19 protein-coding genes are annotated in these 25,586 nt (G+C 63.7%); 13 read left to right on the forward strand and 6 right to left on the reverse strand.

Annotated elements, in window-relative coordinates:
* Positions 1-61 precede the first annotated feature (61 nt).
* From dprA to dnaG, 3 genes are read right to left on the reverse strand one after another with little or no spacing between them, the layout of a single operon-like run.
* On the reverse strand, positions 62-1,183 hold the full coding sequence (gene dprA / locus ACHHRT_RS05830) for a DNA-processing protein DprA (protein ID WP_395498654.1): 1,122 nt from the start codon (positions 1,181-1,183) through the stop codon (positions 62-64).
* Positions 1,173-2,831 carry an RNA polymerase sigma factor RpoD gene (gene rpoD / locus ACHHRT_RS05835; RefSeq protein ID WP_395498656.1) on the reverse strand — a complete coding sequence of 553 codons (1,659 nt, stop codon included), beginning with the start codon at positions 2,829-2,831 and terminating at the stop codon, positions 1,173-1,175. Before rpoD ends, dprA begins: the two co-directional genes overlap by 11 nt.
* A gap of 51 nt (positions 2,832-2,882) precedes the next feature.
* Complete coding sequence (gene dnaG, locus ACHHRT_RS05840) at positions 2,883-4,709, reverse strand: DNA primase (protein WP_395498657.1); 1,827 nt, start codon at positions 4,707-4,709, stop codon at positions 2,883-2,885.
* Between the two features lie 154 nt (positions 4,710-4,863).
* Here dnaG and ACHHRT_RS05845 point away from each other — a divergent pair, with 154 nt between their 5' ends.
* From ACHHRT_RS05845 to yajC, 7 genes are all read left to right on the forward strand, one after another.
* On the forward strand, positions 4,864-5,850 hold the full coding sequence (locus tag ACHHRT_RS05845) for a calcium/sodium antiporter (protein WP_395498659.1): 987 nt from the start codon (positions 4,864-4,866) through the stop codon (positions 5,848-5,850).
* 17 nt (positions 5,851-5,867) lie between these two features.
* Positions 5,868-7,961: a bifunctional aldolase/short-chain dehydrogenase gene (locus tag ACHHRT_RS05850; RefSeq protein WP_395498661.1), complete on the forward strand. Its 2,094-nt coding sequence runs from the start codon at positions 5,868-5,870 to the stop codon at positions 7,959-7,961.
* 78 nt (positions 7,962-8,039) lie between these two features.
* Complete coding sequence (locus tag ACHHRT_RS05855) at positions 8,040-8,648, forward strand: DUF6657 family protein (RefSeq protein WP_395498663.1); 609 nt, start codon at positions 8,040-8,042, stop codon at positions 8,646-8,648.
* Between the two features lie 12 nt (positions 8,649-8,660).
* Entirely contained in the window at positions 8,661-8,921 is a 261-nt protein-coding gene (locus tag ACHHRT_RS05860; RefSeq protein WP_395498665.1) for a hypothetical protein, read from the forward strand.
* Positions 8,922-8,933: 12 nt separating this feature from the next.
* A complete protein-coding gene (locus ACHHRT_RS05865) occupies positions 8,934-10,028 on the forward strand; it encodes a M24 family metallopeptidase (RefSeq protein WP_395498667.1) in 1,095 nt (364 codons plus the stop codon).
* The gene (gene tgt, locus ACHHRT_RS05870; protein WP_395498669.1) at positions 10,021-11,157 is read left to right on the forward strand and encodes a tRNA guanosine(34) transglycosylase Tgt; all 1,137 of its coding nucleotides are present in this window, start codon (positions 10,021-10,023) and stop codon (positions 11,155-11,157) included. The genes ACHHRT_RS05865 and tgt overlap by 8 nt, the downstream gene beginning before the upstream one ends.
* A gap of 33 nt (positions 11,158-11,190) precedes the next feature.
* Positions 11,191-11,523, forward strand: a complete 333-nt coding sequence (gene yajC / locus ACHHRT_RS05875; RefSeq protein WP_395498671.1) for a preprotein translocase subunit YajC — start codon at positions 11,191-11,193, stop codon at positions 11,521-11,523.
* Between the two features lie 127 nt (positions 11,524-11,650).
* Here yajC and tpx read toward each other — a convergent pair whose 3' ends face one another.
* Positions 11,651-12,160: a thiol peroxidase gene (tpx, locus tag ACHHRT_RS05880; protein ID WP_395498673.1), complete on the reverse strand. Its 510-nt coding sequence runs from the start codon at positions 12,158-12,160 to the stop codon at positions 11,651-11,653.
* Between the two features lie 180 nt (positions 12,161-12,340).
* Between tpx and ACHHRT_RS05885 the strand changes: the two genes are divergently transcribed.
* Complete coding sequence (locus tag ACHHRT_RS05885; RefSeq protein WP_395498675.1) at positions 12,341-13,753, forward strand: L-lactate MFS transporter; 1,413 nt, start codon at positions 12,341-12,343, stop codon at positions 13,751-13,753.
* A gap of 50 nt (positions 13,754-13,803) precedes the next feature.
* Here the strand turns inward: ACHHRT_RS05885 and ACHHRT_RS05890 are convergent, their stop codons facing one another.
* Both ACHHRT_RS05890 and ACHHRT_RS05895 read right to left on the reverse strand, forming a co-directional pair.
* Positions 13,804-16,014 (reverse strand): M1 family metallopeptidase, encoded by a 2,211-nt coding sequence (locus tag ACHHRT_RS05890; protein ID WP_395498676.1) that lies wholly within the window; start codon positions 16,012-16,014, stop codon positions 13,804-13,806.
* Positions 16,015-16,040: 26 nt separating this feature from the next.
* Positions 16,041-17,366, reverse strand: coding sequence for a U32 family peptidase C-terminal domain-containing protein (locus tag ACHHRT_RS05895; RefSeq protein ID WP_395498678.1), 1,326 nt, complete (start codon positions 17,364-17,366; stop codon positions 16,041-16,043).
* A gap of 320 nt (positions 17,367-17,686) precedes the next feature.
* Here ACHHRT_RS05895 and ACHHRT_RS05900 point away from each other — a divergent pair, with 320 nt between their 5' ends.
* Genes ACHHRT_RS05900 through ACHHRT_RS05920 form a run of 5 tightly spaced genes read left to right on the forward strand, consistent with a single transcriptional unit; the run spans position 17,687 to position 25,509 of the window.
* Complete coding sequence (locus ACHHRT_RS05900) at positions 17,687-22,762, forward strand: Lcl domain-containing protein (RefSeq protein ID WP_395498680.1); 5,076 nt, start codon at positions 17,687-17,689, stop codon at positions 22,760-22,762.
* Positions 22,763-22,810: 48 nt separating this feature from the next.
* Positions 22,811-23,227 carry a four helix bundle protein gene (locus ACHHRT_RS05905; RefSeq protein WP_395498682.1) on the forward strand — a complete coding sequence of 139 codons (417 nt, stop codon included), beginning with the start codon at positions 22,811-22,813 and terminating at the stop codon, positions 23,225-23,227.
* Positions 23,228-23,238: 11 nt separating this feature from the next.
* Positions 23,239-23,436: an Lcl domain-containing protein gene (locus tag ACHHRT_RS05910; RefSeq protein ID WP_395498684.1), complete on the forward strand. Its 198-nt coding sequence runs from the start codon at positions 23,239-23,241 to the stop codon at positions 23,434-23,436.
* 19 nt (positions 23,437-23,455) lie between these two features.
* Positions 23,456-24,958, forward strand: a complete 1,503-nt coding sequence (locus ACHHRT_RS05915; RefSeq protein ID WP_395498686.1) for an RNA-directed DNA polymerase — start codon at positions 23,456-23,458, stop codon at positions 24,956-24,958.
* On the forward strand, positions 24,955-25,509 hold the full coding sequence (locus tag ACHHRT_RS05920; RefSeq protein WP_395498688.1) for an Lcl C-terminal domain-containing protein: 555 nt from the start codon (positions 24,955-24,957) through the stop codon (positions 25,507-25,509). The genes ACHHRT_RS05915 and ACHHRT_RS05920 overlap by 4 nt, the downstream gene beginning before the upstream one ends.
* Positions 25,510-25,586 lie beyond the last annotated feature (77 nt).

A 25,586-nucleotide genomic window follows, 5' to 3' on the forward strand; every position in this document is an offset into this window, starting at 1 on the left:
AGCTGCCGACTGTCAAGTGATGATTGTCGGGGTTGCTGCCGTTGGTTGGTAGGCGCGCTTTTTAACCGTTAAGGCGATACTGTGGCCCCGGGGAGCTTTCCACCCGGCCCTGCAGCTCCAGCTCCAGCAGCAGGGCGTTGATCCGGTGGGCCGGCAGGGGGCAGGCGGCGATAATCTCTTCAATATTGCGGGGGTAAGCGTCCAGGGCGGCCAGCAGTTGGCGCTCTTCCTCGCCGACGGGAGAGTCGTCGGGTCGCCCTGTTGCCGGTGGGGTTTCCCCTCCGGCCGCCAGGGGGGAGGCGGCCATCTCCCCCAGGATATCCTCCACTCGGTGCACCAGCTTGGCCCCCTCCTGGATCAGGCGATGGCAACCTTCGCTTTTGCCGGTATCCACCCGACCGGGGACCGCGAAAACCTCCCGGCCCTGTTCCAGGGCCAGTTCGGCGGTGATCAGCGAGCCGCTGCGGCGGGCGGCCTCGATCACCACGCAGCCGGAGCTGATCCCGCTGATGATGCGATTGCGGGCGGGAAAGCGAAAGGGTTCGGGCGGGGTCTCGGGGGGGTATTCGCTCAAGAGCAGGCCGTTGCGGGCGATCTCGGCAAAAAGCTTGCCGTTCTGCGGGGGGTAGACGATATCCAGCCCGCAGCCCAGCACCGCCACCGTGCGACCGCCCTTAACCCCCAGGGCCCCCTGGTGGGCGGCGCTGTCGATCCCCAGGGCCCCGCCGCTGACCACGGTGAAACCGGCGGCGACCAATCCCGCCGCCATGCCGGCCGCGATCTTTTGTCCGTAAACCGTGGCCGCCCGGGCGCCCACCACCGCCATCCCCCCCGGGGCCAGAGCCTGCAGGTCGCCCCGGCCGTAGAGGACCAGGGGTGGGTCGCTGATCTCCCGCAGCAGGGCCGGGTAGGCGGGATCATCCCAGGGCAGGCAGTGGTAGCCGGACCGCCGGACTCGGGCCAGCTCCTTTTGGGCTTTGGGCCGGGCGGTCTGTCTGGCCAGGGCCTGGGCCGCCGCGGCTCTCAGGCCGGTTCGGGTTTGCAGTTCCCGGGCTTCGGCGGAGAGTATGGCTTCAACCCCACCATAGTGGCCGAGCAGCCGGTGGGCCCCCGTCAGCCCGAGCCCGGGGGTGTGGGCCAGGGTCAGCCAGGCCAGCAGATGTTGATCCGGCTCAGTCGTCATAAAAGGGGGAGAGCTGGCTACGCCGGGAGGAGTGCTGCAGTTTTTTCAGGGCCTTGGCCTCGATCTGGCGAATCCGCTCCCGGGTGACCGCGAAACTTTCGCCCACCTCCTCCAGGGTCAGGTCCAGGGAGGTGTCCAGCCCGAAACGCATCCGCAGCACCTTCTCTTCCCGGGGGGTCAGGGTCTTCAAGACCCGGCCCAGATTGGCCCGCAGGTTGTCATAGATGGTGGCTTCATCGGGGGCGGTGGAATCGGCATCCTCAATGAAGTCGGAGAGGAAGCTGTCTTCGCCGCTGCCCACCGGGGTGTCCAGGGAGAGCGGTTCCTTGGCGATTTTCAGCACACTCTTGACCTTGGCCAGATCAACTCCCAGGTGTTCGGCCATCTCATCGGGGGTTGGTTCCCGGCCGTGCTGCCGCTGATACTCCTTGGCCCCCTTGAGCATCCGGTTGATGGTGTCGATCATGTGGACCGGAATCCGGATGGTCCGGCCCTGGTCGGCAATCGCTCGGGTCACCGCCTGGCGGATCCACCAGGTGGCGTAGGTGCTGAATTTGTAACCCCGGCGGTATTCAAATTTCTCCACCGCCTTCATCAGCCCGATATTGCCCTCCTGGATCAGGTCCAGCAGCTGCAGGCCGCGGCCGGCATATTTCTTGGCCACGCTGACCACCAGCCGCAGGTTGGCCTGCACCTGGCGATTCTTGGCCTCCCGGCTCACCTCTTCGCCGTGGCCGACCTGTTGCAGAACGGTTTTGAGCCCGTCGTGATCGAGCCCATGTTTTTCCAGGCAGCGCTTGCGCCAGGCCGGCAGCTCCGCCTCCGCCAGGGCGGCTCGCTCCTGCTGGCAGCTCTTTTCCAGCCGGCGCAAGCGATTGGCCATGGCTTGCAGGTGTTTGGCGCTCAAGCGACTTTTGGCGAACAGGTTACTTTGGGCCTTGCTGTTGCGGTTGATCCGGGCGCGCAGCTTGCGCACCTCGCTCTCATTGGCCCCGCCCGGGCATTCGAGGAGATCCCGGCGCAGTTCGGCGCTCTCCCGGGCCAGCCGCCCCGCCTCCTCAACCTGCCAGCAGAAATCTGTCCGGGCCTGTTCCAGGACCTTCTTGTCGCTTTCATCCAGGCCCCGGAGCAGGTCGCCGATCTGCTTCTTGCCCGCGCCAAGCTTCTCCACCATCCCCTGCAGATAGGAGAGGGCCGGCGGTGCGGTGAGCAGAACCTCCTGGGTCAGGGTTTCGCCCTTTTCAATCTCCCGGGCCACCGCAACTTCCTCATCGGGGCTCAGCAGGGCCACCGAGCCCATCTCCTGCAGATAGACTTTCACCGGGTCGATCTGCTCACCGCCGCTCTCCCCCGGCCAGGCGTAAAGGTCGCCGCTGTCCTCGTAATCATCAGCGTCGTTGTCCCCGCTCGCCGGTTCCGGACGGGATGGGGCGCCCTCTTCGTCGGCCAGCCGGGCGGCATCGCGCTCTCGGGGGATCTCCAGCTCCCGGTCGGGATCGGAACCCAGCCAGGCCGCCGGTTCGTTGATGGCCTGGTCGTCATCGGGCTCTTCGTATTTGTTCAAGGCGCGTGGCTGTTTACGGCGGGTGGTGCCGGCGGCCTTGCCGGCCGCTTTAGGGGGGGCAGCGCTTTTTTTGTTGCTGGTCATGCCGGAACTCCTTGGTTGATGCACTAATATAGCTGCGCGGGGGTTGTCGGCTTATCCGCCGTTGCTCAGGGCTTGCTTCTGTTTCATCAGGGCCAGGAGTTTCTCCTGATCACCGGCCTGGTAGGCGGCGTTGATCTCCCGGACCAGCTGGTCCGATTCCCGGCGCCGGTCATCCCGGCGCAGCCAGGCGATCAGCTCGCTGGCGCTCTCCTCCTGCACGGCTTCGGGATACATGGTGCCGCCATCGATGAGCAGTCGGGAGACCAGCGATTTCAGGCCTCCTTCGGTGTACTCCAGCAGCACCTCCGGGGCCCGGATAAATTTTTCGTGATGAGTCACCATCAGGTCCAAGAGAATGGTGGCGGTCGGCCCACTGGCGTTTTCCCGCAGGCCGGCCGCCAGAAATTCCGGCAGATAGCGGCCGTGGAGAAAAAGAAAGGCGAAAATCCGGCCCTCGTTGGCCGAGAGGGTAAAATTCTGCCGGTCGGGACCAGGGGGGGGCGGGGTGGCCGCTGGCCCCGGTCGCCGGTGGGGAGCCCGACCGATGCTTTGGCCGAACTGTTCGCTGGAGATCCCCAGCCGTTCGCTGAAGTGGGCGATGAAGCGGGTGCGCAGCAGCAACTGGTCGTCCAGCTCGTGGACGATGGGGGCCAGTTCGGCGATGATCCGGTTTTTGCCGTCCACCCCCAGGCCGTGCTGTTCCGCCAGTTTATCGAAAACAAATTCCGGCAGGGAGCGGGCCTGGCGCATCAGTTCGTTGAAGCTCTCCCGGCCGTGGGCCCGGATGTAGCTGTCGGGGTCTTCGCCCGCCGGCAGCACCGCCACCCGTCCGGTCAGCTTTTCGGCCAGGAAAAGGGGGACGGAACGCATCGCCGCCTTGAGCCCGGCGGAGTCCCCGTCAAAGACCAGGATCACCTCCTCGACATAACCCCGCAAAAGCCGCAGTTGTTCGGCGGTAAGGGCGGTGCCCAGGGGGGCGGTCACCTCGTCGATTCCTTGGGCCACCAGGGCCAGCAGGTCGAAGTTGCCCTCCACCAGCAGGCAGCTTTTGGCCTTGCGCAGGGCGTCCCGGTTCTGGAACAGGCCGAAGAGGGTGCGTCCTTTGTCGAAGACCGGGGTTTCCGGGGTGTTGAGATATTTGGGCTCGCCGTTGCCCAGGATCCGGCCGCCGAAACCGGCCACCCGGCCGGTCTGGTCGACAATGGGAAAGATGATCCGGTCGCGGAAACGGTCGTAGTAGTGGGGAGAGGGATTGGGGCCCTCTGCTCTTTTGGCCACCAGCAGCCCGGCCTCCTCGGCAATTTGGGCCGGGAACTTTTCCCCCTCCAGCACCCGGCGGAGAAAATCCCAGCGCTCCGGGGCGTAGCCCAACTGAAAGCGACTGATGATCGCCGGTGGCATGCCCCGTTTCTCCAGATAGGCTCTGGCGTTGGCGGCGGCGGGGTCGTGGAGGAGAAAGTGGTGGTAGAGTGCGGCGGCCCGGGCGTTGACGGCATAGAGATTCTCCCGCTTGCGGGCCTCTTCCCGTTGTTGGGGTGAGAGGGTATTTTCCGCCAGTGGAATCCGGTAGCGTTCGGCCAGTTGCTTGAGGGCTTCGGGGAAGGCGATCCGGTGGTAGAGCATCAGAAAGTTGAAAACATCACCCCCCTCGCCGCAGCCGAAGCAATGAAAAGAGCCGCGCCCCGGGTTGACCATGAAGGAGGCGGTCTTTTCGGAGTGAAAGGGGCAAAGACCCTTGAGGTTGGCTCCGGCCCGCTGCAGCGTGACATGCTCGCCGATAATTTCGCCAATGTCCGCCGCCTCCTTGATTCGACGAACCACCTCCCGGCGTTGCTCCTCCGAGGGGTCAATCCGCTGCTCTGCTGGCAATGCACCCATGCCTGAGGTCCTTGGTGTCGATTGGAAGGTGCATAACACGGAACAGGTGTTCCGCAGGGTAGACACAACCCCTGAATTTGTACCGGGTTTTCCGCCGCTGTCAAGGGAAAAGGCTTTACCGCCAGGCTTAACGCTGGTATCTTTGGCCATTTTCATGGGGAGGAGGCGCGCCATTACCGCATCATTGATTTTACCGCTGTTGATTTTGCTGGCCGGCCTGGTTTTGTTGCTGGCCGGTGGGGAACTTCTGGTGGGGGGCGCCCGTGACCTGGCCCGCCACTGGGGAATGCCTTCGCTGCTGATCGGCCTGACCGTGGTGGCCTTCGGCACCTCGGTGCCCGAACTGTTCATCAGCCTGGCCGCCACCTGGCGGGGGCACCCCGAGATCATGCTGGGCAATGTGATCGGCAGCAATGTTGCCAATATCGGCCTTATTCTGGGGATTTCCCTGCTGTTTGTCCCCCTGCGGCTGGGCCTGAGAATCGTGGCCACCGAGATGATTCTGCTCCACCTGGCCACCGCCGGTCTGTTCGGGCTTACCTGGTACGGTTTTTTCCCTCGCTGGGCCGGTGGCCTTTGTGTGGCGGCGTTAATTGCCTACACCTTCTTGGCCTATTGGCGCGCCGGTGGCCAAGGCGGCGGCGAAACCCCGGCAGCGGTGGTGGAGCAGACCAGTTCCGGTGCCGAGGCCGTGGCCCGGGGGCAGTTGGTGGCCCTGCTGCTGGTGCTTGCCGGCCTGGCGGCCCTGGCCGCTGGGGCCGAGCTTTTTTTGCGCGGGGCGGTGGAGATCGCCCGCGGCCTGGGGATAAGTGAGCTGGTGATCGGCCTTACCCTGGCGGCCATCGGCACCTCCCTGCCGGAGCTGGCCACCTGTTTCGCCGCCATTCGCCAGCGCCAGGACGCCCTGCTGGTGGGCAACATCATCGGCAGCAACCTCTTTAACCTGCTGATGGTGATGGGTGTTACCGCCTCCCTGCTCCCCTTTGCCCTGCCGGCGGTTCTCCTCCAGCGGGATCTGCCGGTGATGCTGCTCTTTTCCCTGGTGCTGCTGGCGGCCATCGCCGTTCGGGGGCGTCTGGACCGCGTCCTGGGGGTAATGCTGCTCACCGGTTACGCCGCCTATCTGTATTGGCTGATATAGAGAGAAGAGGAAAAGTGATGAAAAACCGCTACGATCACGACGAGGCCGCCGCCTTTGTCGCCGCCCGCCCCCATTGCTCCCCCGCCTTGGCCCTGCGGGTTTATACCTCCCGCCTGATCGGGCGGGAGCCGGCCCTGGTCCTGCACGGCGGCGGCAATACCTCGGTGAAGGATCGGGCCCGCAATATCCTGGGGGAAGAGTTGGAGGTCCTCCATATCAAAGGCAGCGGCTGGGATCTCGGGGCCATCGAGGCCGCCGGTTTTCCCGGGCTGGAGCTGGCCTGGCTGCGGCGCCTGCGGGGGCTGGCCAGTCTGGGCGACGAGGAGATGGTTAACCAGTTCCGTACCCATATGCTGGATGCCGCCGCCCCCAACCCCTCCATCGAGACCCTGGTCCACGCCTTTTTGCCCCACCGCTTCATTGATCATACCCATGCCGACGCCATTGTCATTCTGACCCACCTGCCCGAGCCGGAAAGGCACCTGCGGGCGGCGCTGGGCCCCAAGATCGGCATTTTGCCCTTTATCATGCCCGGCTTCCCCCTGGCCCGGGCGATGGCCGATCTGTACGAGGCCGATCCGGGGATCGAGGCGGTGATCCTGCTCCAGCACGGAATCTTCACCTTCGCCGACGAGGCGGAAGTGGCCTACGGCCGGATGATCGAGTATGTAAGCCGGGCCGAGGCCTATCTGGCCGCGGCCGGAACGGGGCGGCCCCCGGCTGGCGCGGCGGCGGTCGAACATGATCCGGCCCGGCTGCTCCCCCTGCTGCGGGGGGCCTTAAGCTTTGTCGCCCCCGGCGGGGAGCGCCGCTACTTCAGCCTGGCCTGGCGGGCGGCACCCGATCTGCTGGCGGCCCTGGCCCGACCCGATGCCGCAGCGCTTTTCGGCGGCGGCGGCGTGCTGACCCCCGATCATGTGATCCGGACCAAAAACCATCCCCTTTTGCTGAACCTGGACCCGGCGGCGGCTGAAGCCGAGGTCGCCCGGGCCATTGCCCAGGCGGTGGCCGGTTATGGTGAAAGCTATCAGGAGTATTTTGCCCGTCGCTGCCGGGCGGCGGGGAGCAAAAAGATCATGCTCGATCCCCGGCCCCGGGTGATCCTGATCCCCGGCCTGGGCCTGGTGGGGGCGGGGTTCTCTCCCAAGGAGGCGGCGATTGCCGCCGATATCGCCGAGCATACCCTGCGGGCCAAGTTGAGCGGCGCCCCCCTGGGCCCCTACCTCGACCTGGAGGAGGAGCATATCTTCGCCATGGAGTACTGGAGCCTGGAGCAGGCCAAGCTGGGCCAGGGACGGCCGTCGCTTTTGGCCGGCCGGGTGGCCCTGGTTACCGGCGGTGGCGGGGCCATGGCCCTGGGGATTGCCGCCCGGCTGCTGGAGGCCGGGGCCCGGGTCTTTTTAAGCGATCTGGACCAGGCCCGCTTAGAGGCGGTGGCCGCCAGGCTCAAGAGCCGCTTCGGGGGAGGGATGCTGGGCACGGTGGTGATGGATGTCACCGCCGAGGAGTCGGTGCGGGCGGGGCTGGCCCAGGTGGTGCAGGCCGCCGGGGGCCTGGATATCCTGGTGCCCAATGCCGGGATCGCCCATGTCGCCAGGCTGGAGGAGCTAACCGGGGCCGATTTCGCCCGGGTGATGGCGGTCAACTGCCAGGGGGTATTCACGGTAATCAAGGGGGCGATTCCCCTTTTCCGCCGCCAGGCCTGCGGCGGCCAGGTGATCATCAACAGTTCGAAAAACGTCTTTGATCCCGGGGCGGCTTTTGGGGCCTACAGCGCTTCCAAGGCCGCGGCCCACCAGCTGGGCAAGATAGCTGCCCTGGAGCTGGCGGAACTGGGGGTGGGGGTCAATATGATCAATGCCGATGGGGTGTTCGATGCCGACGGGGTCAGCTCCGGTCTCTGGGAGGTGGTGGGTCCCGACCGGATGCGGGCCCGCAACCTCGATCCCGCCGGCCTGCGCGAATACTATCGGAACCGCAACCTGCTCAAGGTGGCGGTGAGCGCCGAGCAAGTCGGTAACGCGGTGGTCTTCTTTGCCGCCGGTCTCACTCCCACCACCGGCGCCACCCTGCCGGTGGATGGGGGCATTCCCGCCGCTTTTCCCCGTTGACCCCCTCTTTCCCCTTTGGCGGGGGAGCCGGGCCGGGTATATTGATGAATTTGATTGTCGCAATGAAGGGGGATCCCAATGAGTGATGAGATCAAGAGTACCATGGAGAAGGTGATGGAGCGGCTGGCTGCCATGGACGCGGCCGGTGGCGGTCAGGTGGATCTGGGCGAGGAGGATCGCCGGGAGGGGATGCGGCTGGCCGCCGCCTGCCTGCGGAGCGAGGTCGCCAGCCTCAACGCCGAGTTGGCCGCCGCGCCCCCCCAGCGGCAAATGGCCCTGCGCCAGGGTATGGCCGGGACCCTTTTGCGCAACATCTTCCTGCCCCGGGAGGAGGAGCAGCTGGCGCCGGCGGAGAAGGCCATGGCCGGACTGCTGGAGCTGGCCGGTGAACAGGGCGGCGGTGAGCTGTTGCGGCTGCTGGGTGACCTGAAAAAGATCCTGGAGCAGTATCTGGCCCATTGTCGCCAGTTGCGCCAGCAGCTTGGAGAGCAGTTTGCCCAGCAGTTGGCGGCCATGGAGGGAAATCTGGCCCGTCAGACCGGGGTGGCCATGAAACTGAGCCCCGAGCAGCACCCCAAGTTTCAGGAGGAGTGGCAGCGGATCCAGGATGAGTTGAATTTGCAATATGGCCGGGCCGTGGAGCAGCACAAGCAGCACCTGGCCGCCATCTTCAACGCGGGTTCATAAGAGGAGGCTAAAATGGAAGCGGAAATTCTGTTGGATGTGGAAGAGGCCAAGCCGGATGATCTGCCAGAGGTGGAGAAACGGTTTCGCCAGTGGTATGCCGAGGGCAGCGAGATCCGCCACGGCCATCCCCGGTTTGAATATCTTCAGTCTTTGGACAAACCCTTCCGTTTCCAGGTCAATTTCGGCCAGGCCGATCCCACCCGGGCGCTGCAGCAGCTGCATGCCAGACTGTTCCGCTACGGGGTGAAGGTTTTTGTCCACTTTCTCCACTGAAGGCGCCGGCCGATGTCTCTGATGCTCGATAAGCTCCGTCGGCGGCTGAAGCGGCGGGGGTTGGATGCCCTGCTGGTCAGCCAGCCGGAGAATCGCCGTTACCTTAGCGGTTTTACCGCCGCCGACCACGGGATCAGCGAATCGGCCGGGGTGCTGCTGGTTACCGCCGCCGGCCCCTCTTTCCTCCTCACCGATGGCCGTTATCGGCTCCAGGCCGAGCAGGAGGCGGCGGGTTTCGAGATTCGGGTCTATCCCCGGGGCCTCTTTCCCCTGCTGCGCCGCCTGTTCAACTCTCTGGCCCTCGAGCGCCTGGCCTTTGAAAGCGATTACCTGCTCCATTCAGTTTTTGTCGGTCTTGCCCGGCTGGCCACGGAAAAGGGGATCGAGCTGGTGCCGCTGACCGGTTTGGTGGAGGAGTTGCGCCAGATCAAAAGCGCCGCCGAGCTGGCCCTGATCGAACAGGCGGTGCGGCTCAACGAGCAGGTCTTTGCCGAGGTCTACGGGCAACTGCGGCCGGGGCTCAGCGAAAGGGAGGTGGCCGCCCTGATCGAGGAGACCATGCGGCGGCGCGGGGCCGAGGGCCCCAGTTTCCCCACCATCGTCGCCGCCGGCCCCAACGGGGCCATGCCGCATGCGGTCCCCACCGAGCGGTTGCTGGCCCCAGGCGAGCCGATCATCATCGATATGGGACTGAAGGTCGGGGGGTATTGCTCGGATATGACCCGGACCGTGGTCCTGGGCCAGCCCGACGGCCAGACCCTGGCGATGATCCGTCTGGTTCGCCAGGCCCAGCTGGCCGGGCTGCAGGCCCTGCGCCCCGGGGTGGCCGGTCGCCATGTCGATCAGGTGGCCCGGCGGGTGATCGAAGAGGCCGGGCATGGCGATCATTTCGGCCACAGCCTGGGCCATGGGGTGGGGCTCAATGTCCACGAAGGTCCCTCGCTGAGTTATCGCAATGGCAAGCTGCTGCGGCCCGGCATGGTGCTGACCGTCGAGCCCGGGGTCTATCTGCCGGGCTGGGGCGGGGTCCGGCTGGAAAACATGGCGGTGGTCACCGAAGCCGGGTGCCGCCTGCTCAACCGGGATACCACCTTCCTCGATGCCTGATTCCCCTTCCCCGTTCAAGCTGCTGGCCACCTCCTCCCAGTGCGCCGCCCGGCGCGGCGAGCTGCAAACCCTGCATGGGGTGGTGCAGACCCCGGTTTTCATGCCGGTGGGCACCCAGGCCACGGTCAAGGGGGTGACTCCGGAGAACCTGCGGGAGCTGGGGGCCCAGATTATCCTGGGCAACACCTACCATCTTTACCTGCGGCCCGGGCATGAGTTGATCAAAAAACTGGGCGGGCTCCACCGGTTCATGAACTGGTCGGGGCCGATCCTCACCGACAGCGGTGGTTTTCAGATCTTTTCCCTGCAGCAGCTGGCCAGGATCAGCGAGGAGGGGGCCGCCTTCAAATCCCACCTGGACGGCTCCGAGCTCTTTCTCAGTCCGGAGTCGGCGGTGGCGGTCCAGGAGGCCCTGGGCAGCGATATCATGATGTGCCTGGACACCTGCATCCCCTATCCCGCCCAGCGGCAACAGGCGGAGGAAGCCACCGCCCTCACCGGCCGGTGGGCGGCCCGCTGCCGGGCGGCCCAGGGGGATAGCGGCCAGTTGCTCTTCGGCATCATTCAGGGCGGTATGTACCCCGACCTGCGCCTGCGCTCGCTGGCGGAGATGGTGGCGATCGGTTTCGACGGTTATGCCATCGGGGGGTTGAGCGTGGGGGAGCCGGAGGAGCTGATGTACCAGATCTGCGAAGAGACCGCCGGGGCGATGCCGGCCGATCACGCCCGCTACCTGATGGGGGTGGGCACCCCCCGCAACCTGGTGGAAGCGGTTTATCGGGGGATCGATATGTTCGACTGCGTGATGCCCACCCGCAACGCCCGCAACGGAATGCTCTTTACTTCCACCGGCCGGCTTGTTATAAAAAACGCTCGCTACCGGGATGATCCCCGGCCGGCGGATGAGTCCTGCGACTGCTACACCTGTCGCCATTACAGCCGGGCCTATCTGCGGCACCTGTATGTGGCCCGGGAACTGCTCTCCTCCCATCTGATGACCGTGCACAATCTGCACTACTACACGGCCCTGATGGCCAGGATGCGGCGGGCCATCGAGGAGGACAACTTCCTCGAGTTTTACCGGGATTTTATCGGGCGGCAGGCGGAAAACGAGACTGGCAATCAGTAAACGACAATAATTACCCAACAACTGGAGGTTGACATGGTTAGTATCGCTCACGCCGCGGAAGCGGCTCCGGCCGGAGGCGGTTTTGGCGCCTTTATTCCCCTGATTCTGATCTTCGTGATCTTTTACTTTCTGTTGATCCGTCCCCAGCAGAAGAAGGCCAAGGAGCACCAGCAGTTTCTGGCCGCCCTGAAGATCGGCGACGAGGTGGTCAGCAGTGGTGGCCTCCAGGGCACCATCACCGGCCTGACCGACTCGGTGGTTACCCTGGAGATTGCCGACAAGGTCCGGGTTAAGGTCGCCCGCCCCTATATCATGGGGCCGGCGGGCGGTACCGGCCTGGGTATGGCCAAGCCGGCCGGGGGTTGATAAGCTCGGCCGGTCGGCTGTAGTTACAGCCCGGACCCATCCACCAAATCCCGTCCCGCCCGGCGTGGGGGCGGGATTTTTTTTGTCCGGCGGCCCGGCGGCCGGGGAAGCTTCCAGGTTGTCGTGATCAGGCGCCGGGCCGCAGTATCCGCAGGGCCGCCTCGTAATCCGGCTCCTCCTTGATCTCCGGCACCTGTTGTCGATAAATCACCAGCCCCTTTTCATCGATCACCACCACGGCCCGGGCCAGCAGGCCCGCCAAGGGGCCGTCGATGATCCGGACCCCGTAGCGGTCGCCAAACTCCCGGTTGCGCAGTTCCGAGACCGGAATCACCTTCTCCAGTCCCTCGGCCCCGCAGAAACGGGCATGGGCAAAGGGCAGATCCAGGGAGGCGCAGAGGCAGACCGCGTTTTCCAGGCGGTCGATCTCGCTGTTGAAGCGGCGGACACTGGTGGCGCAGACTCCGGTGTCGATGCTGGGAAAGATATTGAGGATCACCCGTTTGCCCCGATAATCCAGGAGGGTGACGTCGCTGAGGTCGGTTTTGGTGAGCAGGAAATCGGGGGCGGGCGCGCCGGGTTCCGGCAACTCGCCAATGGTGTGAATGGGAGTGCCCTGCAGGGTGATGGTCGTCATTTGCTCCTCCTTTTCAGCTGGTTGCCACGCAACGGCAGGGGATGGTTCAATATTCCGAGGTTAGCGGATAGCGGGGCCTGATGGCAAGGAAAAGCTGGGCGGGACCAAGTTCCGCTTGGTGGTCGCCGACGGAAGATGATACCATCAGGGCGTTGTGCAACCATAGCGCAGGGAGAGGTCATGTCCGGTTTAGCGGCATATATGAGTTTGGGCAAGCGGCGCTGGCTGGTGGTGGCCGGCGCCATGGTCATTCAGTTCTGCCTGGGCACCATCTACGCCTGGAGCGCCTTCACCGGCGCCCTGACCCAACCGGTGGCCGCCGGCGGCGAGTACGGTTTTTCCGCCCGCCAGGCCGCCTGGATCTTTTCCGCCGGTTTGGCGGTGTTCGCGGTGGTGATGGTCTTTGCCGGTCGCCTGCAGGTGAGGTTCGGGCCCCGGCCGGTGGTGGCCCTCGGGGGGGTGGTGCTGGGCTGCGGCTATATCCTGGGGGGCTTGCTGGGCGGCAGCTTCTGGGGGCAGCTGGTGGGGATCGGACTGGTGGGAGGGGCGGGGATCGGTTTGGCCTATGTGGTCCCCATCGCGGTGGGGGTGAAGTGGTTCCCCGACAAGAAGGGCCTGGTTGCCGGCCTGGCCGTGGCCGGTTTCGGCTTTGGCGCCACCCTCTGGGTCAAACTGGCCGGCAGTTGGTTTGGCGGGCTTTTGTACACCACCAGCCTCTTCGGTCTGCCCGGGGTGCAGAGTGTCTTTTTGCTTTACGGAGTGGCCTTTCTGTTCTTTGTGGGGCTGGGCAGCCTGGTGATGCTCAACCCGCCGCCGGGCTACCGGCCGGAGGGCTGGGATCCCGCCCTGGCGCAACATCTCCCGGCTGACCCGGGGGTCTCGGGGCGGGAGTTCGGCAGCCGGGAGATGTTGCGCACCCCCCAGTTCTACCTGCTCTGGCTGATGTTCTGCAGCACCGCCCTGGCCGGGCTGATGGTGATCTACAGTATCAGCCTGTTCGGGATTGACGCCCTGCAGGCGGCCCAGGCGGTGCCGGGGCCGGCGGAAGCGGCCATGGCGGCGGGTACCGCCATGGCCTGGTACGCCATTTTCAACGGCCTGGGCCGGATTGCCTGGGGGGGGATCTCCGATCGCCTGGGCCGGAAATGGTCGCTGTTTATGATGTGCAGCTTCCAGGCCTTTATTCTCTTCGCCTTCTTTGAACTGGGCTCCGCCACCAGTAGTCTGATCATCGCCGCCGCCGTCATCGGTTTCAATTTCGGCGGCAACTTCGCCCTCTTCCCCGCCGCCACCGCCGACTATTTCGGCCCCGGCAATCTGGGGCAGAACTACGGCTGGGTTTTTCTCTCCTACGGAGTGGCCGGGATGCTGGGGCCCCAGATCGCCGGCTATTTCCGGGACATGGCGGTGGGCGGCGATATCTCCACCTGGCAGACCTCCTTCGCCATCGCCGGCGGCGCCTGTGTTTTTGCCGCCCTTCTGGCCCTGTTGCTCAAGCCCCCCGCCAAAATTGTCGACGTCGCAAAAAGCCGCGACGACGACGGGGCACGCCTCGCAACTTGTTGTTTTCGCATGGCCGACCAACGCGTTTAGCGGGTTTTTGCGAGGCCATCAAAATTGCCGCTTAACAAGCCGTTCCGGCGCTAACGGGGCAGGGGGCTTGCCTCCTCCTGTCCTTGGTGGACGACCCCGGGAAAGTTGACGACGAGCGGCGAACCGGGGGCCGGCCACTGGTGGCGGAAGATATTGCTGGCCTCATCGCCGGCGAAAACCAGGGCGCCGTCGCGGTGGTAGTGGGGCAGGCGGCGGATCAGGCCGGCCAGCATGGCGGGTTGATCCAGGGCGATCCAACCCATGGTGGCGGCCGGGTTACTTGGATGGGGCAGGGCCAGGGCAAAGGCGTGGCCGACTTTGGTGAAAACAGCCTCCCCGATCCGCAGGCTTCCATCCGCCGGCATGGCCGCGGCCAGGGGCGGCAGCTCTTGGGCCACCCGGGGTTGGAACCGGTTTTGCCAGCCCAACAGAATCAGATCCCGGGCCTCCGGCAGCTCCGCCAGCTCCCGGTCCAGCACGATCTCCACCCGGGCGGAGCCGAAACGGCCCAGGGCCGTGGCCAGCTCCCGGTAGGCCGGCAACAGATCACCCTCCGCGCTGGGCAGGATTGCCAGCAGGGTGTTTTCGCTGCCGTAGAGCCGGGAAAAGGCGGGGGGGATCTCCCGGCGGTCCAGCCGCCGAAAGAGCTCGAAGTCCGGGTCCAGTTCCAGGCGGAGCGGCCGCTGCTGGAAGCTGGCCTGCCAGCTTACCTCCGGTCCGCTGAGGGGAACCTGGAACCGGCGGGGTTTGGCCTCCCCGGCCAGGGTCACCGTCACCGGCAGCCGCAGGCGGTAGGGGGGAGCGGAGCCGTGCTGGGAGAAGAGGGCCTTGAGCCGCCAGCCCTGCTCCTCCTCCGGCTCCAGGGTGACCCTGGTCATGGCCAGCTCCGGGGCGCCGTCCCGCTCCAGCCATTGGGCGAAAAAGTCGTCCAGCCGCCGCTGGGCCACGGTCTCAAAGCTCTTTTGCAGATGATCGAAAGAGGCGATCCGGAAAAGATTGGTCTGGTAGAAATGGCGCAAGCCCGTCCAAAAAACATCCTCGCCCACTTCCCGGCGCAACATATGGAAAAAGAAGAGCCCCTTGCCGTAGCCCACCGCTTCCCCGGCCGGGCTGTGGCGGGCGCTGAAGGCCCGCAGGGGGAAATCGCGACCGCCGGCGGCGTAGTCGGCATACTTCTGGAGCACCCCCCGGCGATATTCACTCCCCCGGCCCTGCTCGACCATCAGCAGGTGGTCGGCCAGATAGGCGGTCAAACCCTCATTCCAGTTGCCGCTGGCGTAGTCGGTGAAAACGCCGTTGCCCCACCAGTTGTGGAGGATTTCGTGGGGGTAGGATGAGTTGAGGATAAAGGGCAGCCGGATCACCCGGGAGCCCAGCAGGGTGAAGGAGGGCATCCCGAAGCCCGATTCCCAGGTGTTTTCCACCAGGGCGAATTTGGCGTAGGGGTAGGGACCCAGCATTTCCCTGTAGAGCCGCAGGTAGCGGGCGGTGGCCTCCAGATAGCGGCGGGCCAGCTCCGGATCGGGCCGTCGGAGAAAGGCCATGGTGGCGATTCCGTCGGCCTCCCCTTCATAAACCGTATAGCGGTCAGCCACCAGGAAGATCCCCTCCTGGGGGTTGAGTTCCTCCCAGACCGTTTCATTACCCACCACCTCCGGGCGGGGAGATTGGCGCCCCCCCTGGCTGACCGCTGTCCAGCCCGGGGGGAGTTGGACCCGCAGCCGGAAACTGTTGAAGTGGTCGCGCTGCAGGGGCCGGGGATACCAGAAGGCGCCGGGGCCCAGGTAGATCCCCTCGGGATCGATCCGCCCCGGGGTGTAGCGCACCCCCCGGGCGTAGTCCTGGCCGGCGAAATCCAGGGGATGATGGATCTTGCCGCCATAAACCACCACGAAGGTGTCAACCTCCGGCGGCAGGGTGACGGTGAATCTTTCCACCTCCCGGGGGCCGGGATGGCCACCGGCGGCGGTGGGGACAATCTCGACCTCCGCGCCGCCGGAGCGGGGATTCAGGCCGCCGTGGAGGGCCATGGTAAAGCGGCGGGGATAACCGGGGGGAACGGTGATGGCCGCCCGGGCCTCCAGGCGGTGGCTCTCCGGGTCCAGGCTGACCACAATCTCGTAGTGCAGCAGTTCGTACTCGGCGGCCCCGGAGGCCCCGGCGATCAGGGGGCCGGGTGGCCACAGGCCGGTGGCGAGCAGGAGGAAAAAGAGGAGGGACCAGAATTTCCGGGCGGTTGGTGGCGGTTTAAGGTTGGGCATCTTCTCATCCCCTGGTTGTAATTGGGTCAGTTGGGACCGGTGGCTGGTGCCGGGGTGATCTGGCGGCGAAACAGGCCGGGGGGCCGGCAGTTGAGGGTCTCGTGGCCGGCGGCGGTGAGGGTGAGGCGCAACAGGCTGTTGGGGTTGGCCCGTTCCAGTTCCCCACCGTTTTGGTCGTGGATGGCGATGATCCGGCAGGGGTGGTTTTTAAGGCCCTGCCCCAGATATTCAATGGTTTCGCCCCTTTGGAAGGGGTTGCGGGCTTCCACCAGCGGGGAGGCGCCCCCCTCCCGGACAATGGCGGCGGGAGCCCAGTCGGGGTTGCCGGTGGCCCCCCCCGGCTGCATATCTTCCGGGCCCGGCGGGCCGCTGAAGAAATTTTCGCTCTGGCCCCGGCCGCCGATCTTGCTCAGCTCCTCGGCAAACTCCGGGGGCAGGGGGGTGTCCAGGCCCTGCTCCCCCCAGAAATCCAGAGCCGCCCGGTAGAGGCGGACCACCGTGCCCACATAGAAGAGACTTTTCATCCGCCCCTCAATTTTAAAGGCGTCGGCGCCGGCCCGGATCAGTTGGGGCAGCCGGTTGAGCAGGCAAAGATCCTTGGCATTGAAGATATAGCTGCCCCGGTCATCCTCCTCGATGGGGAAGAACTGGCCGGGGCGTCTCTCCTCCTCCAGGCGGTAGCGGTAGCGGCAGGGGTGGGCGCAGTCACCCCGGTTGGCGTCCCGGCCGGTGAGATGGAGGCTCAAAAAACAGCGTCCGGAATAGGAGATGCAGACCGCCCCGTGGACGAAGATCTCCAGCTCGGCGGTCACCCGCTTGCGCATCTCGATAAGTTCGGCCAGGGAAAGCTCCCGGGCCGGATTGATCCGGCTGACCCCGCAGGCCTGCCAGAAGGCGGCGCTTTCCGGGTTGGTGACATTAGCCTGGGTGCTCAGGTGGATGGGCAGCTGCGGCACCACCCGCCGGACCACGGCCAGCACCCCCGGGTCGGCGATGATCAGCCCATCCACCGCCAGCTCCCCCAGGAAAAGCAGGTAGTCCTCAAGGTCGGCAAAATCGCGCTGATGGGCGAAGATGTTGAGCGCCACGTAAACCCGAACCCCGGCCCCATGGGCCAGCAGTACCGCCTCCCGCAGCTCCTGGTCGCTGAAGTTGCCGGCATTGGCCCGCAGGCTGTAGCTGCTGCCCCCGAGATAAACGGCATCGGCCCCGTAATGGATGGCCTGGGCCAGCTTATACCGGTCGCCGGCCGGAGCCAGCAGTTCGGGCAGTTTCGGCCGGGAGAGTCCAAGCCCGGGTGGCGTTTTCGCTTGTGTTGCCGGGCGGGTTGAGGAGGAAACGGATTCAGGCATTATGGGACAGGGTTCCGGGATGGTTGGTTAAGGTTGGTAGAAGATCACCTTATACCAGAAACGGAGCACCGTTACCATGGGGGACTTGCCATCCCGTTGAATCCCGGACCGACCCGATGTGAAGTCAGGAGCAATGCTCCCATTTGTTGATATAATTTGTTTGACGAAAGCCGGCGCGTTTGATACAAGCCATATGTTAGTTGATTAGCCTCGGTCGAGGGTCAGGGGGGAGCTGGCAGGGCCTGGGAACCATAAGGCTGGGAAGATTAGCGATTTTCACCGGAAATAATTAATAACAGGCCGGAGGAGGGCAAGGGCTCATGGCGCAGAGTTTACAACCAACCAACCAATTTAATCGGTTAATCCGTTTCACCTGCCTGGCCCTGGTGGCCCTGCTGGCCGGTCTGCTCCCGGCGGGTTGCGGCTCCGGCGGCTCTGGCGGCAGCGGCGGTCAGTCCTTCACTCTGGATGGTCACGTGGTCAACGGCCCGCTGGCCGGGGCCACAGTGGAAATCTATGGCCCCGATGGCGCCCTGCTAGGCCAGACCTTCACCGACGGCGCCGGTTACTATCAACTTGCCGGTCTGTCCGCCCCCGGCCCCTACCGGGTGGTGGCCACCAACGGCACCCTGGACGGGGTGCCCTATCCCGGCGCCTTGAGCGGTCATTGCGCCTCGGATGATGATGCCTGCGATGTTACCCCCCTTACCACCGCCGCCGCCAAACTGGCCATCCTGACGGAGCAGTCCTACGCTGAGGCCCGGCAGCAGCTCCAAGGCTGGTTGGGTCTGGAGGATGATCCCTTTCTGGCCGCCCATCGCGGCGCCCCCCTGGTCGGGGTAGAACTGGATGCCATCCGTGCCGCTGTGCTGGAACAACCTGAAGGCGTAAACGGTTGGGTGGACAAACTGCTGGTCGAGCTGCTGAATCCGGTCATCGTTGTGGTCGGTGGTTCTCTTCAGGAAGTTCCGTTTACCATGGAGCTGGCCCTGGATCGGCCAATTCCCGGCGAGGTGGAATGGTTCCTCAACGGCGAGGCCATCGATGGGAACGAAACGACCATTGCGCAAACGGGTTACCATCAGGTTAGTGTCGAAATCCGATCCGCCGGCCTACACTTGATCGGACAGGTGCAAACCACGGTCAGCGCCGTCGATCCCGTGGAGTTGGCTCGGGCTACCGTTGGTCCAGGCGTGAAGGAGCCGGTGATCATCGACATCTTCGCCCCCGATGTCGATTCCGAGTGGCGCCCCCTGGCCGGCACCAGCATCACCATCCCGGCCGGTGCGGTCGGGGAGATGGTGGATATTGTCGCCAACGCCATCGATTCTTCGTTTATCCCCGGTGTCGAGGGCAATGCCTTGGGGCCGGTGCTCTCCATGGCGCCGGCCGGGTTGAGTTTCAGCGAGCCGGTATTGATCAGTATGCCTTACGACCCCGAAACCGCCGACCCGGACGATATTGTTATTGCCCGCTATTCGGCTGGTACCATCGATTATATTTTTCCCGACCATGTCGATGCCGAAGCTCAACGAGTCTATTTCGTCGTCGATCACTTCACCAATTTTCAGTTGATCAGTTGGGGCTTAAAGACGGATGATGCGAAAGATCATTTGCCTGTTTTGAAGGAGCTGGCGAGCGGTCGCGGGTTGAGCTACGCTGATAAGCAGTGGGAAGAAATTCTGAATTACGTGCCGTCTCAAGATTTGCCCAATATTTTTGAACTCTATCTGGCATGGGCTGCTAACAAAGATGTTTATGACCGCCTTAACGCTGGCGGCTCCTTGCCCCACCTGGAGGGCTACAGAACCCTATACCGGGTTAACAGCATTGGTAGTTCTTTGAAACTTGTTGATTTGGCTCTGCAAGCCAAAGGTTTGGTTGATGACGCAATTCTTAGCAAAGCAGCTTTCAAGGCCTACCACTACTCAAAGAAAATTATGGATGCGGTTTCAACGATCGCGCTTGGCAAACTCAATCCTGCTGGCCTGGTGGAGTGGTATGTGAGTGAATTGATCGGGCGTGCTGACCAGGCAGTTAAGCAATTCGACGACATCCAGCTTAACGCCCAGATTGCCAGGTACTTTGCCCTGCGCAACGCCGGCGATTCGGCGGAGAGCCTCATTTATGGCCTGGAAGGAAGTCGCGGCAACACCGATGTGGTGCTGATTACAGGTAGTGACCAGGCGTATGTTGCCAACGGCTGGTTCCATATCACTGGTTATCACCCCACCAAACAAAGCACTGCCGATTTCTGGCGCAAGGTTGAATATCTCTATAGCCGCTTCCAGGCCCACAGCGATGACGCTGCCGACAGGCTGCTGGATGCCATCGAGTTTGCGCACAACCAAATTGAGGCCGCCGCCAACCCCTATACCCAGATGAGTGGGGATTTCAGTGCCGTGATGTCCAATAACAAAGTCTGCCCCGGCGCCAGCTTCGAGGTCAGCGTCACCTTGGAGCCGTTCGGCTACCAGCTCGACAAACCCGTTCTCCGGGTTTTGAATCCGGACAACAACAACCAGATTTTGCAGACGATCGGTGCCGGTCAGTGTTCCCCACTGGGTAATAATCAGTGGCGTTGCACTTACAGCCACGATTTTACCCTGGACGCCAAGAGCGGCCTGCGCAAGTACCGGGTGGAAATTCAGGGCACGGGCCGCTCCCATCTGGATTACTGGGTCAACGTGCAGAATAGCAACCAGATCACGGTGGGTGATTTCTCGCTTTACGGACGTTCCATTCAATCGGATTCCTATATCCTGTGGCCGGAAATTTCGCTGTCTGGCGGCATGGCCGCCCACACCGTAACCTACCGCGGCGCCGACCAGCAATCTTTGCCATTGTCGGGTGGGATGTCCGGTTTGGCAATCCCCTTCTCGCGCTACGGCGAGGCGGCCCTGGATGCGGTGACCGCCACCATCACCCCGGAAGAGCAGACCGGTGACTGTCGGGTTTTGCAGGCGGCCACCAGAATCGTCAACGTCAACGACGCTATCCGGAAAATGGTCGAAGACAGCCGCCCCGCCCTTTATCTGGCCGAGGTTAATGGGACCCCGTTCAGCGGCAGCCTTCTCTCCGGCGGTGATCTTTCCGCCCCGGTGGGCAGTACGGTTCTTTTTGGCATCAGAGTGCCGGATGGCGCCAGCCTGGTCGCCTATGCCCTGGACGGAGCGGCTTGGCGAAGTAAGGCTCCGGTCGGCACCACCACCACCACCGGTTACTTTGGTGGCCAGGGCTACACACTTTATGAAATGCCCCAAAGCTTTACCTCAGCTGGCACTTTTATCCCCAAGGTCCGGGTGCGCCTTGCCGATGGCTCATTCTACAACCCCGCCGCCACTGCCATCGTGGTGAGCCAGAGCGGTGAGGTCGTGGAGCCGCAGCCGCCCCCGGCCGTCAATCAGGCTCCGGTGGCTGATGCCGGGGCGGACCTGGAATTCACCACCGCCCAGCAGATCGTCTTGAATGGAAGCGCCAGCTATGATCCCGATGGCAACATAACCGCCTACGACTGGTTTGCGGGTAGTACCCTTTTGGGCAGTGGCGATTCTCCAACCCTGGCGGCACGGCCGGTGGGTACTTATACCTTTACGTTACGGGTTACCGACAATCGGGGTGCCACCGCCACCGACAGTGTCACCGTGCTGGTGGTGGTGGAGGCGACCCCCGATCCCGAGCCCGATCCCGAGCCTGCGCCAGAACCCGAACCCGAGCCCGAACCAGAACCAGAACCAGAACCGGCCGAACTCTGGTTCCGATTGGTTCCCAACAAGACCACTCTGCTTGTCGGTGAATCCCTCAGTCTGCTGGCGGAAGTTACCAGCGGCAACCCCTACTATCACTTCACCGTTACCTGGGGAGACGGCGGTTCTCCCGGCACGGCCAGCCGCTGGGGCAATTACAGCGTCAACCACACCTATCAGGCCCCCGGTAACTATCAGGTGCAGGTGGAGGTGAGCGATGACGGTGGCCGCTCAGGGGTGGAATCCTTCACGGTCCAGGTTACGGCCACCATTGCCACCACCACCACCTGGGTGGCCCAGGCCAGTGATCTCGATACCAACGAGCAGCAGTTTGATATCCCCATCACCGTGGCCTCGGCCACCGTCGGCGGGGTGACCATGCCCAGCTACACCACCCAATGGCAGCCGACCGGTGGCGGCGATAATTATTTCATCACTTATCAATTGCCGGTCCCCTCCGGGGTTTTGTCCCTGGATCGCAAACTGCGCCTCACCGTGGTGATGGCGCCCTCCGAACTGGTCGCTCACGACCGTAATCTGATCTTTGTCACCGACCAGGCCTCCCTGACCGGAGCCATTCTCGATTATACTTATGCCATGCCGGGCTTTATCCGGGTCACGCCTTTGGACGGCAGCGAGCGCACCACTCAAAGCGGCATGGTTTTGACCGATAATCCGGCGACCACCCCGATTCAAGTTTATGCCATCGAGTTGGCCAACGGGCGCTATTCAGTGCAGCGCTATGCCGACGGTAGCTACAGCGAGCTGATGGATATTTCCCGGGTGGGCGACCAGAGCGTTGACTCCATCAATATCGCTTTCAAAGGGAACGGCACCCTGTACGGGGTTAAGCTTGAGTATGATTATGACGGCAACGGCAGCTACGATGATGGTGCCATTACCGCCAACACCACGGACAAGGTGGTTGATTGGAGTTTGTGGATTGACGAGGATGATCTTCCACCTCCGCCGCCGTCGGGCAGCGGTACCCTCAACGACACCGGGATCGACTGGTGGGCCGATGCCAGCCAGAATAACCTGACCACCCCACAGGCCCAGTACCCCGGCCAGGATGCCGATCATGGGCGGGATGCCGCCGCCCGGAACGGGCAGTTGAGCAAGGTCGGCGCTGGGGCGGCCGGTTTTGATTTCACCAAGCTCGATGCCTCTGGCAACGACCTGGCCGCCGGGGCGAGTGCGTGGAGTTGCGTCCGCGACAACCACACCGGCCTGATCTGGGAGGTTAAGGCCACCAGCGGCCTGCGCAGCCAGGATAACAGCTACACCTGGTACAATTCCGATGCTGCCACCAATGGCGGCAGTGCCGGCACCCAGAACGGCGGTTCGTGCAGCGGCAGCGATTGCGACACCCAGGCCTTTGTTCAGGCGGTCAATGCCGCCGGGCTTTGCGGGGCCGGGGACTGGCGGCTGCCCACGGTCCAGGAACTGCTGAGCATTGTCCATAATGGCCGAACCGGTCCGGCCATTGATCCCGATTATTTTCCCAACACTCCATCGGCCTGGTTTTGGTCGTCTTCGCCCTACGCCTACGGTGCCGGCAACGCGTGGTACGTCAACTTCGACGGCGGCTATGTTGGCAACCGCGGGAGCAGCGGCGACGGAGTCCGGTTGGTTCGCGCGGGACAGTGAATTTGGCCGCGTAGCGGCTTGGGAAGAGCAACAGGAGGTGGGACGGCCATGCGACACTTGCATCATCTCCCCATCTGGCGGGATGCCAATCGGCTGATGCTGGAACTGGAACAGGCGGTGCGGGGTTTTTCCCGCTACCACAAGTATACGGTGGGCAGTGAGTTGCGAACCACCGCCCTGCGGATTTGCCAAACCATTCACCGGGCGCAATCCCGCAAGCAGGGGAAGCTTAATCTGGTTCAGCAACTCGCCGAACAGGTGGATGACCTCAAGTTGCAGATTCAACTGGCTCGTGAACTGAAAGCATTCGAAAATTTCGCCCAGTTTCAACGGGTGGCGGAGCTAACTGTCAGCCTGGGCAAGCAGGCCGGCGGCTGGCTCAAACAGACCCGGGCGGTAGCGGGGCGGTCTAAAGCCTCTCCGCGCGACCCGATGCATCACTGTGCGCCCGCTCCCCCTGCCTGATCCGGGCGGGGATGCAACACCCGGCCGGCTACCGTTGCCGGATGCTGGCCGGGAGAGGAAGTGAGCGGGCAATGGCCTGGTTTTGGTCGTCTTCGCCCAACGCCAACAATGCCAACAACGCGTGGAACGTCAACTTCGACAACGGCAATGTTAACAACAACAACAAGAACAACAACAACAGAGTCCGGTTGGTTCGCGCGGGAAAGTGATTCGGCGCCGTACACTGGTTTGCGCAACGTCGAGCGGGCCTGGCTGGCCTGTCGGCGGCGTAAGCGGGCTACGGTGCGAGCCTGTCTGTATGAGTTAAGTCTGCTGGATAACCTGGTTTCCACTCGGGATGCCCTGCAAGCCCAAACCTGGCAGCCTTCGCCACCCGTTGTTTTTACCGTCGAGAAACCCAAGGCCCGCGAGGTCTATGCCGCCCAGTTCGAGGATCGGGTGGTCCACCACTGGCTGGTGCCCCAACTCGAAGCGGTCATCGACCGCGATTTCATCCCCGATGCCGCCTCCAACCGGGTCGGGCGCGGCACCCATTTCGCGGTGAATCGCTTGCAGACCTTCATGCGCCGCCAGCAGGGCCAAGGCTGGTTTCTCCAACTGGATATCGCCAATTTTTTCAACAGCATCCACCACCCGACCCTGCTCAAGCTTCTGGCCGCCAAGCTGCAAAAGGCGGTGCGCCGCCGGGGTATGCCTCTGGAACAGGCCCGGCTCTGCTACCGGATCGCCGCCCGGATCATCCGCCAGCCCTGCGCCGAGCAGGCCATCCGCCTCAGTTCGGCCCGGACTGAGTTTAACCCGGTCCCGGCCCACAAGCGGCTGGAGAATACCCCGGCCGAGACCGGTTTACCCATTGGCAATCTCACCAGCCAGTTTTTTGCCAACCTTTACCTCGATCAACTGGATCAGTTCGTCAAACACCACTTGCAGTGCCGCCATTACGTGCGCTACGTAGATGATTTTGTTTTGCTGCACCAGGAGCGTGAGCAACTGGCACAGTGGCGGGACGAACTCTCCGCCTTTCTCGCCACCGAATTGCACTTGGGCCTGAAAGAGCGCACTGAACCGGCCCCGCTGGGCAACGGCGCCGATTTCCTCGGCTACATCGTCCGCCCCGGCTACCGTCTGGTCCGCCGCCGGGTGGTGGGCAATCTCCATGAGCGGCTGCTGGCTTTAGAGCGCGAACTGGTACGGCGGAACCGTGCCGGTACCAGCATTGACCTGCCCAAGGGGCGGCGGCAACGGTTGCGGGCGGTGCTGGCCAGCTACTGGGGCCATTTTCGCCATGCCGACAGTTACCGGCTGCGGCAAGGCATTTTCCGGGACTTTCCCTGGCTCCACCTGTTTTTTCGTGATCCGCAGGATTTGCGGCCCCGTTGGCAGCCGACCCTGGTCTCATCGCTGGCCAGCCAGTGGCGCTATTTCGAGCGCGAATTTCCGGCTTGCCTGCTGGTAGTTCAATGCGGTCGGCAGTTACTGCTCAACGCCGAACTGCCGGGGCTGACGCCATACTGCGGGCCTGCCCGGCTCAGGGCCTGGCGGGTCGAGATTGGAAACCTGGCGGGTCTTCAGGCCCGTTTGCGCCGTTACCGGTGCAGTTATCTGTTTTGCAGCGAGGAAGGCCACCTTCAGGGTGGCCTGAAAAGACGGGTGCTGCGCCGGATCTGGCTGAGCGCGGCCGATGGCTTCTCTGCTTTGATTCCCCCCAACCTTAAGGAGAAAATCGTATGAAACGTGCAACCGGCTCTTTCTTTATCGGGCTTCTGGCCGTAGCTTGGTTCCTGCTGCCGTTGAATTCAGCCCGGGCGGAAGTGACCTGCGCCAACCAGAATAGCGCGGTAACCGCCACTACCCCGACCGCCGATTTCAGCGACAACGGCGACGGCACCGTGACCCATACCCCCACCGGCCTGATCTGGATGCGTTGCAGCCTGGGGCAGAGTTGGGACGGCAGCACTTGCAATGGCACTGCCACCACCTACACTTGGCAGCAGGCCCTGGATGCGGCCCAGACCCTGAACGATGGGGCGGGCTATGCCGGACATAATGACTGGCGCCTGCCTAACAAGAACGAGCTGGAATCCATCGTGGAGAGACGCTGCTGGTCGCCGACCATCAACGCCGCCATTTTCCCCAACACCCCATCGGCCTGGTTTTGGTCGTCTTCGCCCTACGCCTACGGTGCCAACGACGCGTGGGGCGTCAACTTCGGCAGCGGCGGTGTTGGCAACTACGGCAAGAACGTCAGCTACAGGGTCCGGTTGGTTCGCGCGGGACAGTGATTTTGGCCGCGCAGCGGCTTTTGGAAACTAGCGGGGAGGGAAAAGAGGGAAGGGAAAGGGAAAAGGGGGACAGACCA

The organism is Desulfurivibrio modestus (assembly GCF_044068625.1).
Classification (GTDB): domain Bacteria; phylum Desulfobacterota; class Desulfobulbia; order Desulfobulbales; family Desulfurivibrionaceae; genus Desulfurivibrio.

Bases quoted from the DNA above. Each gene is read 5' to 3' on its own strand.
- dprA (WP_395498654.1), bottom strand. From the start codon at position 1,183: ATGACGACTGAGCCGGATCAACATCTGCTGGCCTGGCTGACCCTGGCC.
- rpoD (WP_395498656.1), bottom strand. From the start codon at position 2,831: ATGACCAGCAACAAAAAAAGCGCTGCCCCCCCTAAAGCGGCCGGCAAG.
- dnaG (WP_395498657.1), bottom strand. From the start codon at position 4,709: ATGGGTGCATTGCCAGCAGAGCAGCGGATTGACCCCTCGGAGGAGCAA.
- ACHHRT_RS05845 (WP_395498659.1), top strand. From the start codon at position 4,864: ATGGGGAGGAGGCGCGCCATTACCGCATCATTGATTTTACCGCTGTTG.
- ACHHRT_RS05850 (WP_395498661.1), top strand. From the start codon at position 5,868: ATGAAAAACCGCTACGATCACGACGAGGCCGCCGCCTTTGTCGCCGCC.
- ACHHRT_RS05855 (WP_395498663.1), top strand. From the start codon at position 8,040: ATGAGTGATGAGATCAAGAGTACCATGGAGAAGGTGATGGAGCGGCTG.
- ACHHRT_RS05860 (WP_395498665.1), top strand. From the start codon at position 8,661: ATGGAAGCGGAAATTCTGTTGGATGTGGAAGAGGCCAAGCCGGATGAT.
- ACHHRT_RS05865 (WP_395498667.1), top strand. From the start codon at position 8,934: ATGTCTCTGATGCTCGATAAGCTCCGTCGGCGGCTGAAGCGGCGGGGG.
- tgt (WP_395498669.1), top strand. From the start codon at position 10,021: ATGCCTGATTCCCCTTCCCCGTTCAAGCTGCTGGCCACCTCCTCCCAG.
- yajC (WP_395498671.1), top strand. From the start codon at position 11,191: ATGGTTAGTATCGCTCACGCCGCGGAAGCGGCTCCGGCCGGAGGCGGT.
- tpx (WP_395498673.1), bottom strand. From the start codon at position 12,160: ATGACGACCATCACCCTGCAGGGCACTCCCATTCACACCATTGGCGAG.
- ACHHRT_RS05885 (WP_395498675.1), top strand. From the start codon at position 12,341: ATGTCCGGTTTAGCGGCATATATGAGTTTGGGCAAGCGGCGCTGGCTG.
- ACHHRT_RS05890 (WP_395498676.1), bottom strand. From the start codon at position 16,014: ATGCCCAACCTTAAACCGCCACCAACCGCCCGGAAATTCTGGTCCCTC.
- ACHHRT_RS05895 (WP_395498678.1), bottom strand. From the start codon at position 17,366: ATGCCTGAATCCGTTTCCTCCTCAACCCGCCCGGCAACACAAGCGAAA.
- ACHHRT_RS05900 (WP_395498680.1), top strand. From the start codon at position 17,687: ATGGCGCAGAGTTTACAACCAACCAACCAATTTAATCGGTTAATCCGT.
- ACHHRT_RS05905 (WP_395498682.1), top strand. From the start codon at position 22,811: ATGCGACACTTGCATCATCTCCCCATCTGGCGGGATGCCAATCGGCTG.
- ACHHRT_RS05910 (WP_395498684.1), top strand. From the start codon at position 23,239: ATGCAACACCCGGCCGGCTACCGTTGCCGGATGCTGGCCGGGAGAGGA.
- ACHHRT_RS05920 (WP_395498688.1), top strand. From the start codon at position 24,955: ATGAAACGTGCAACCGGCTCTTTCTTTATCGGGCTTCTGGCCGTAGCT.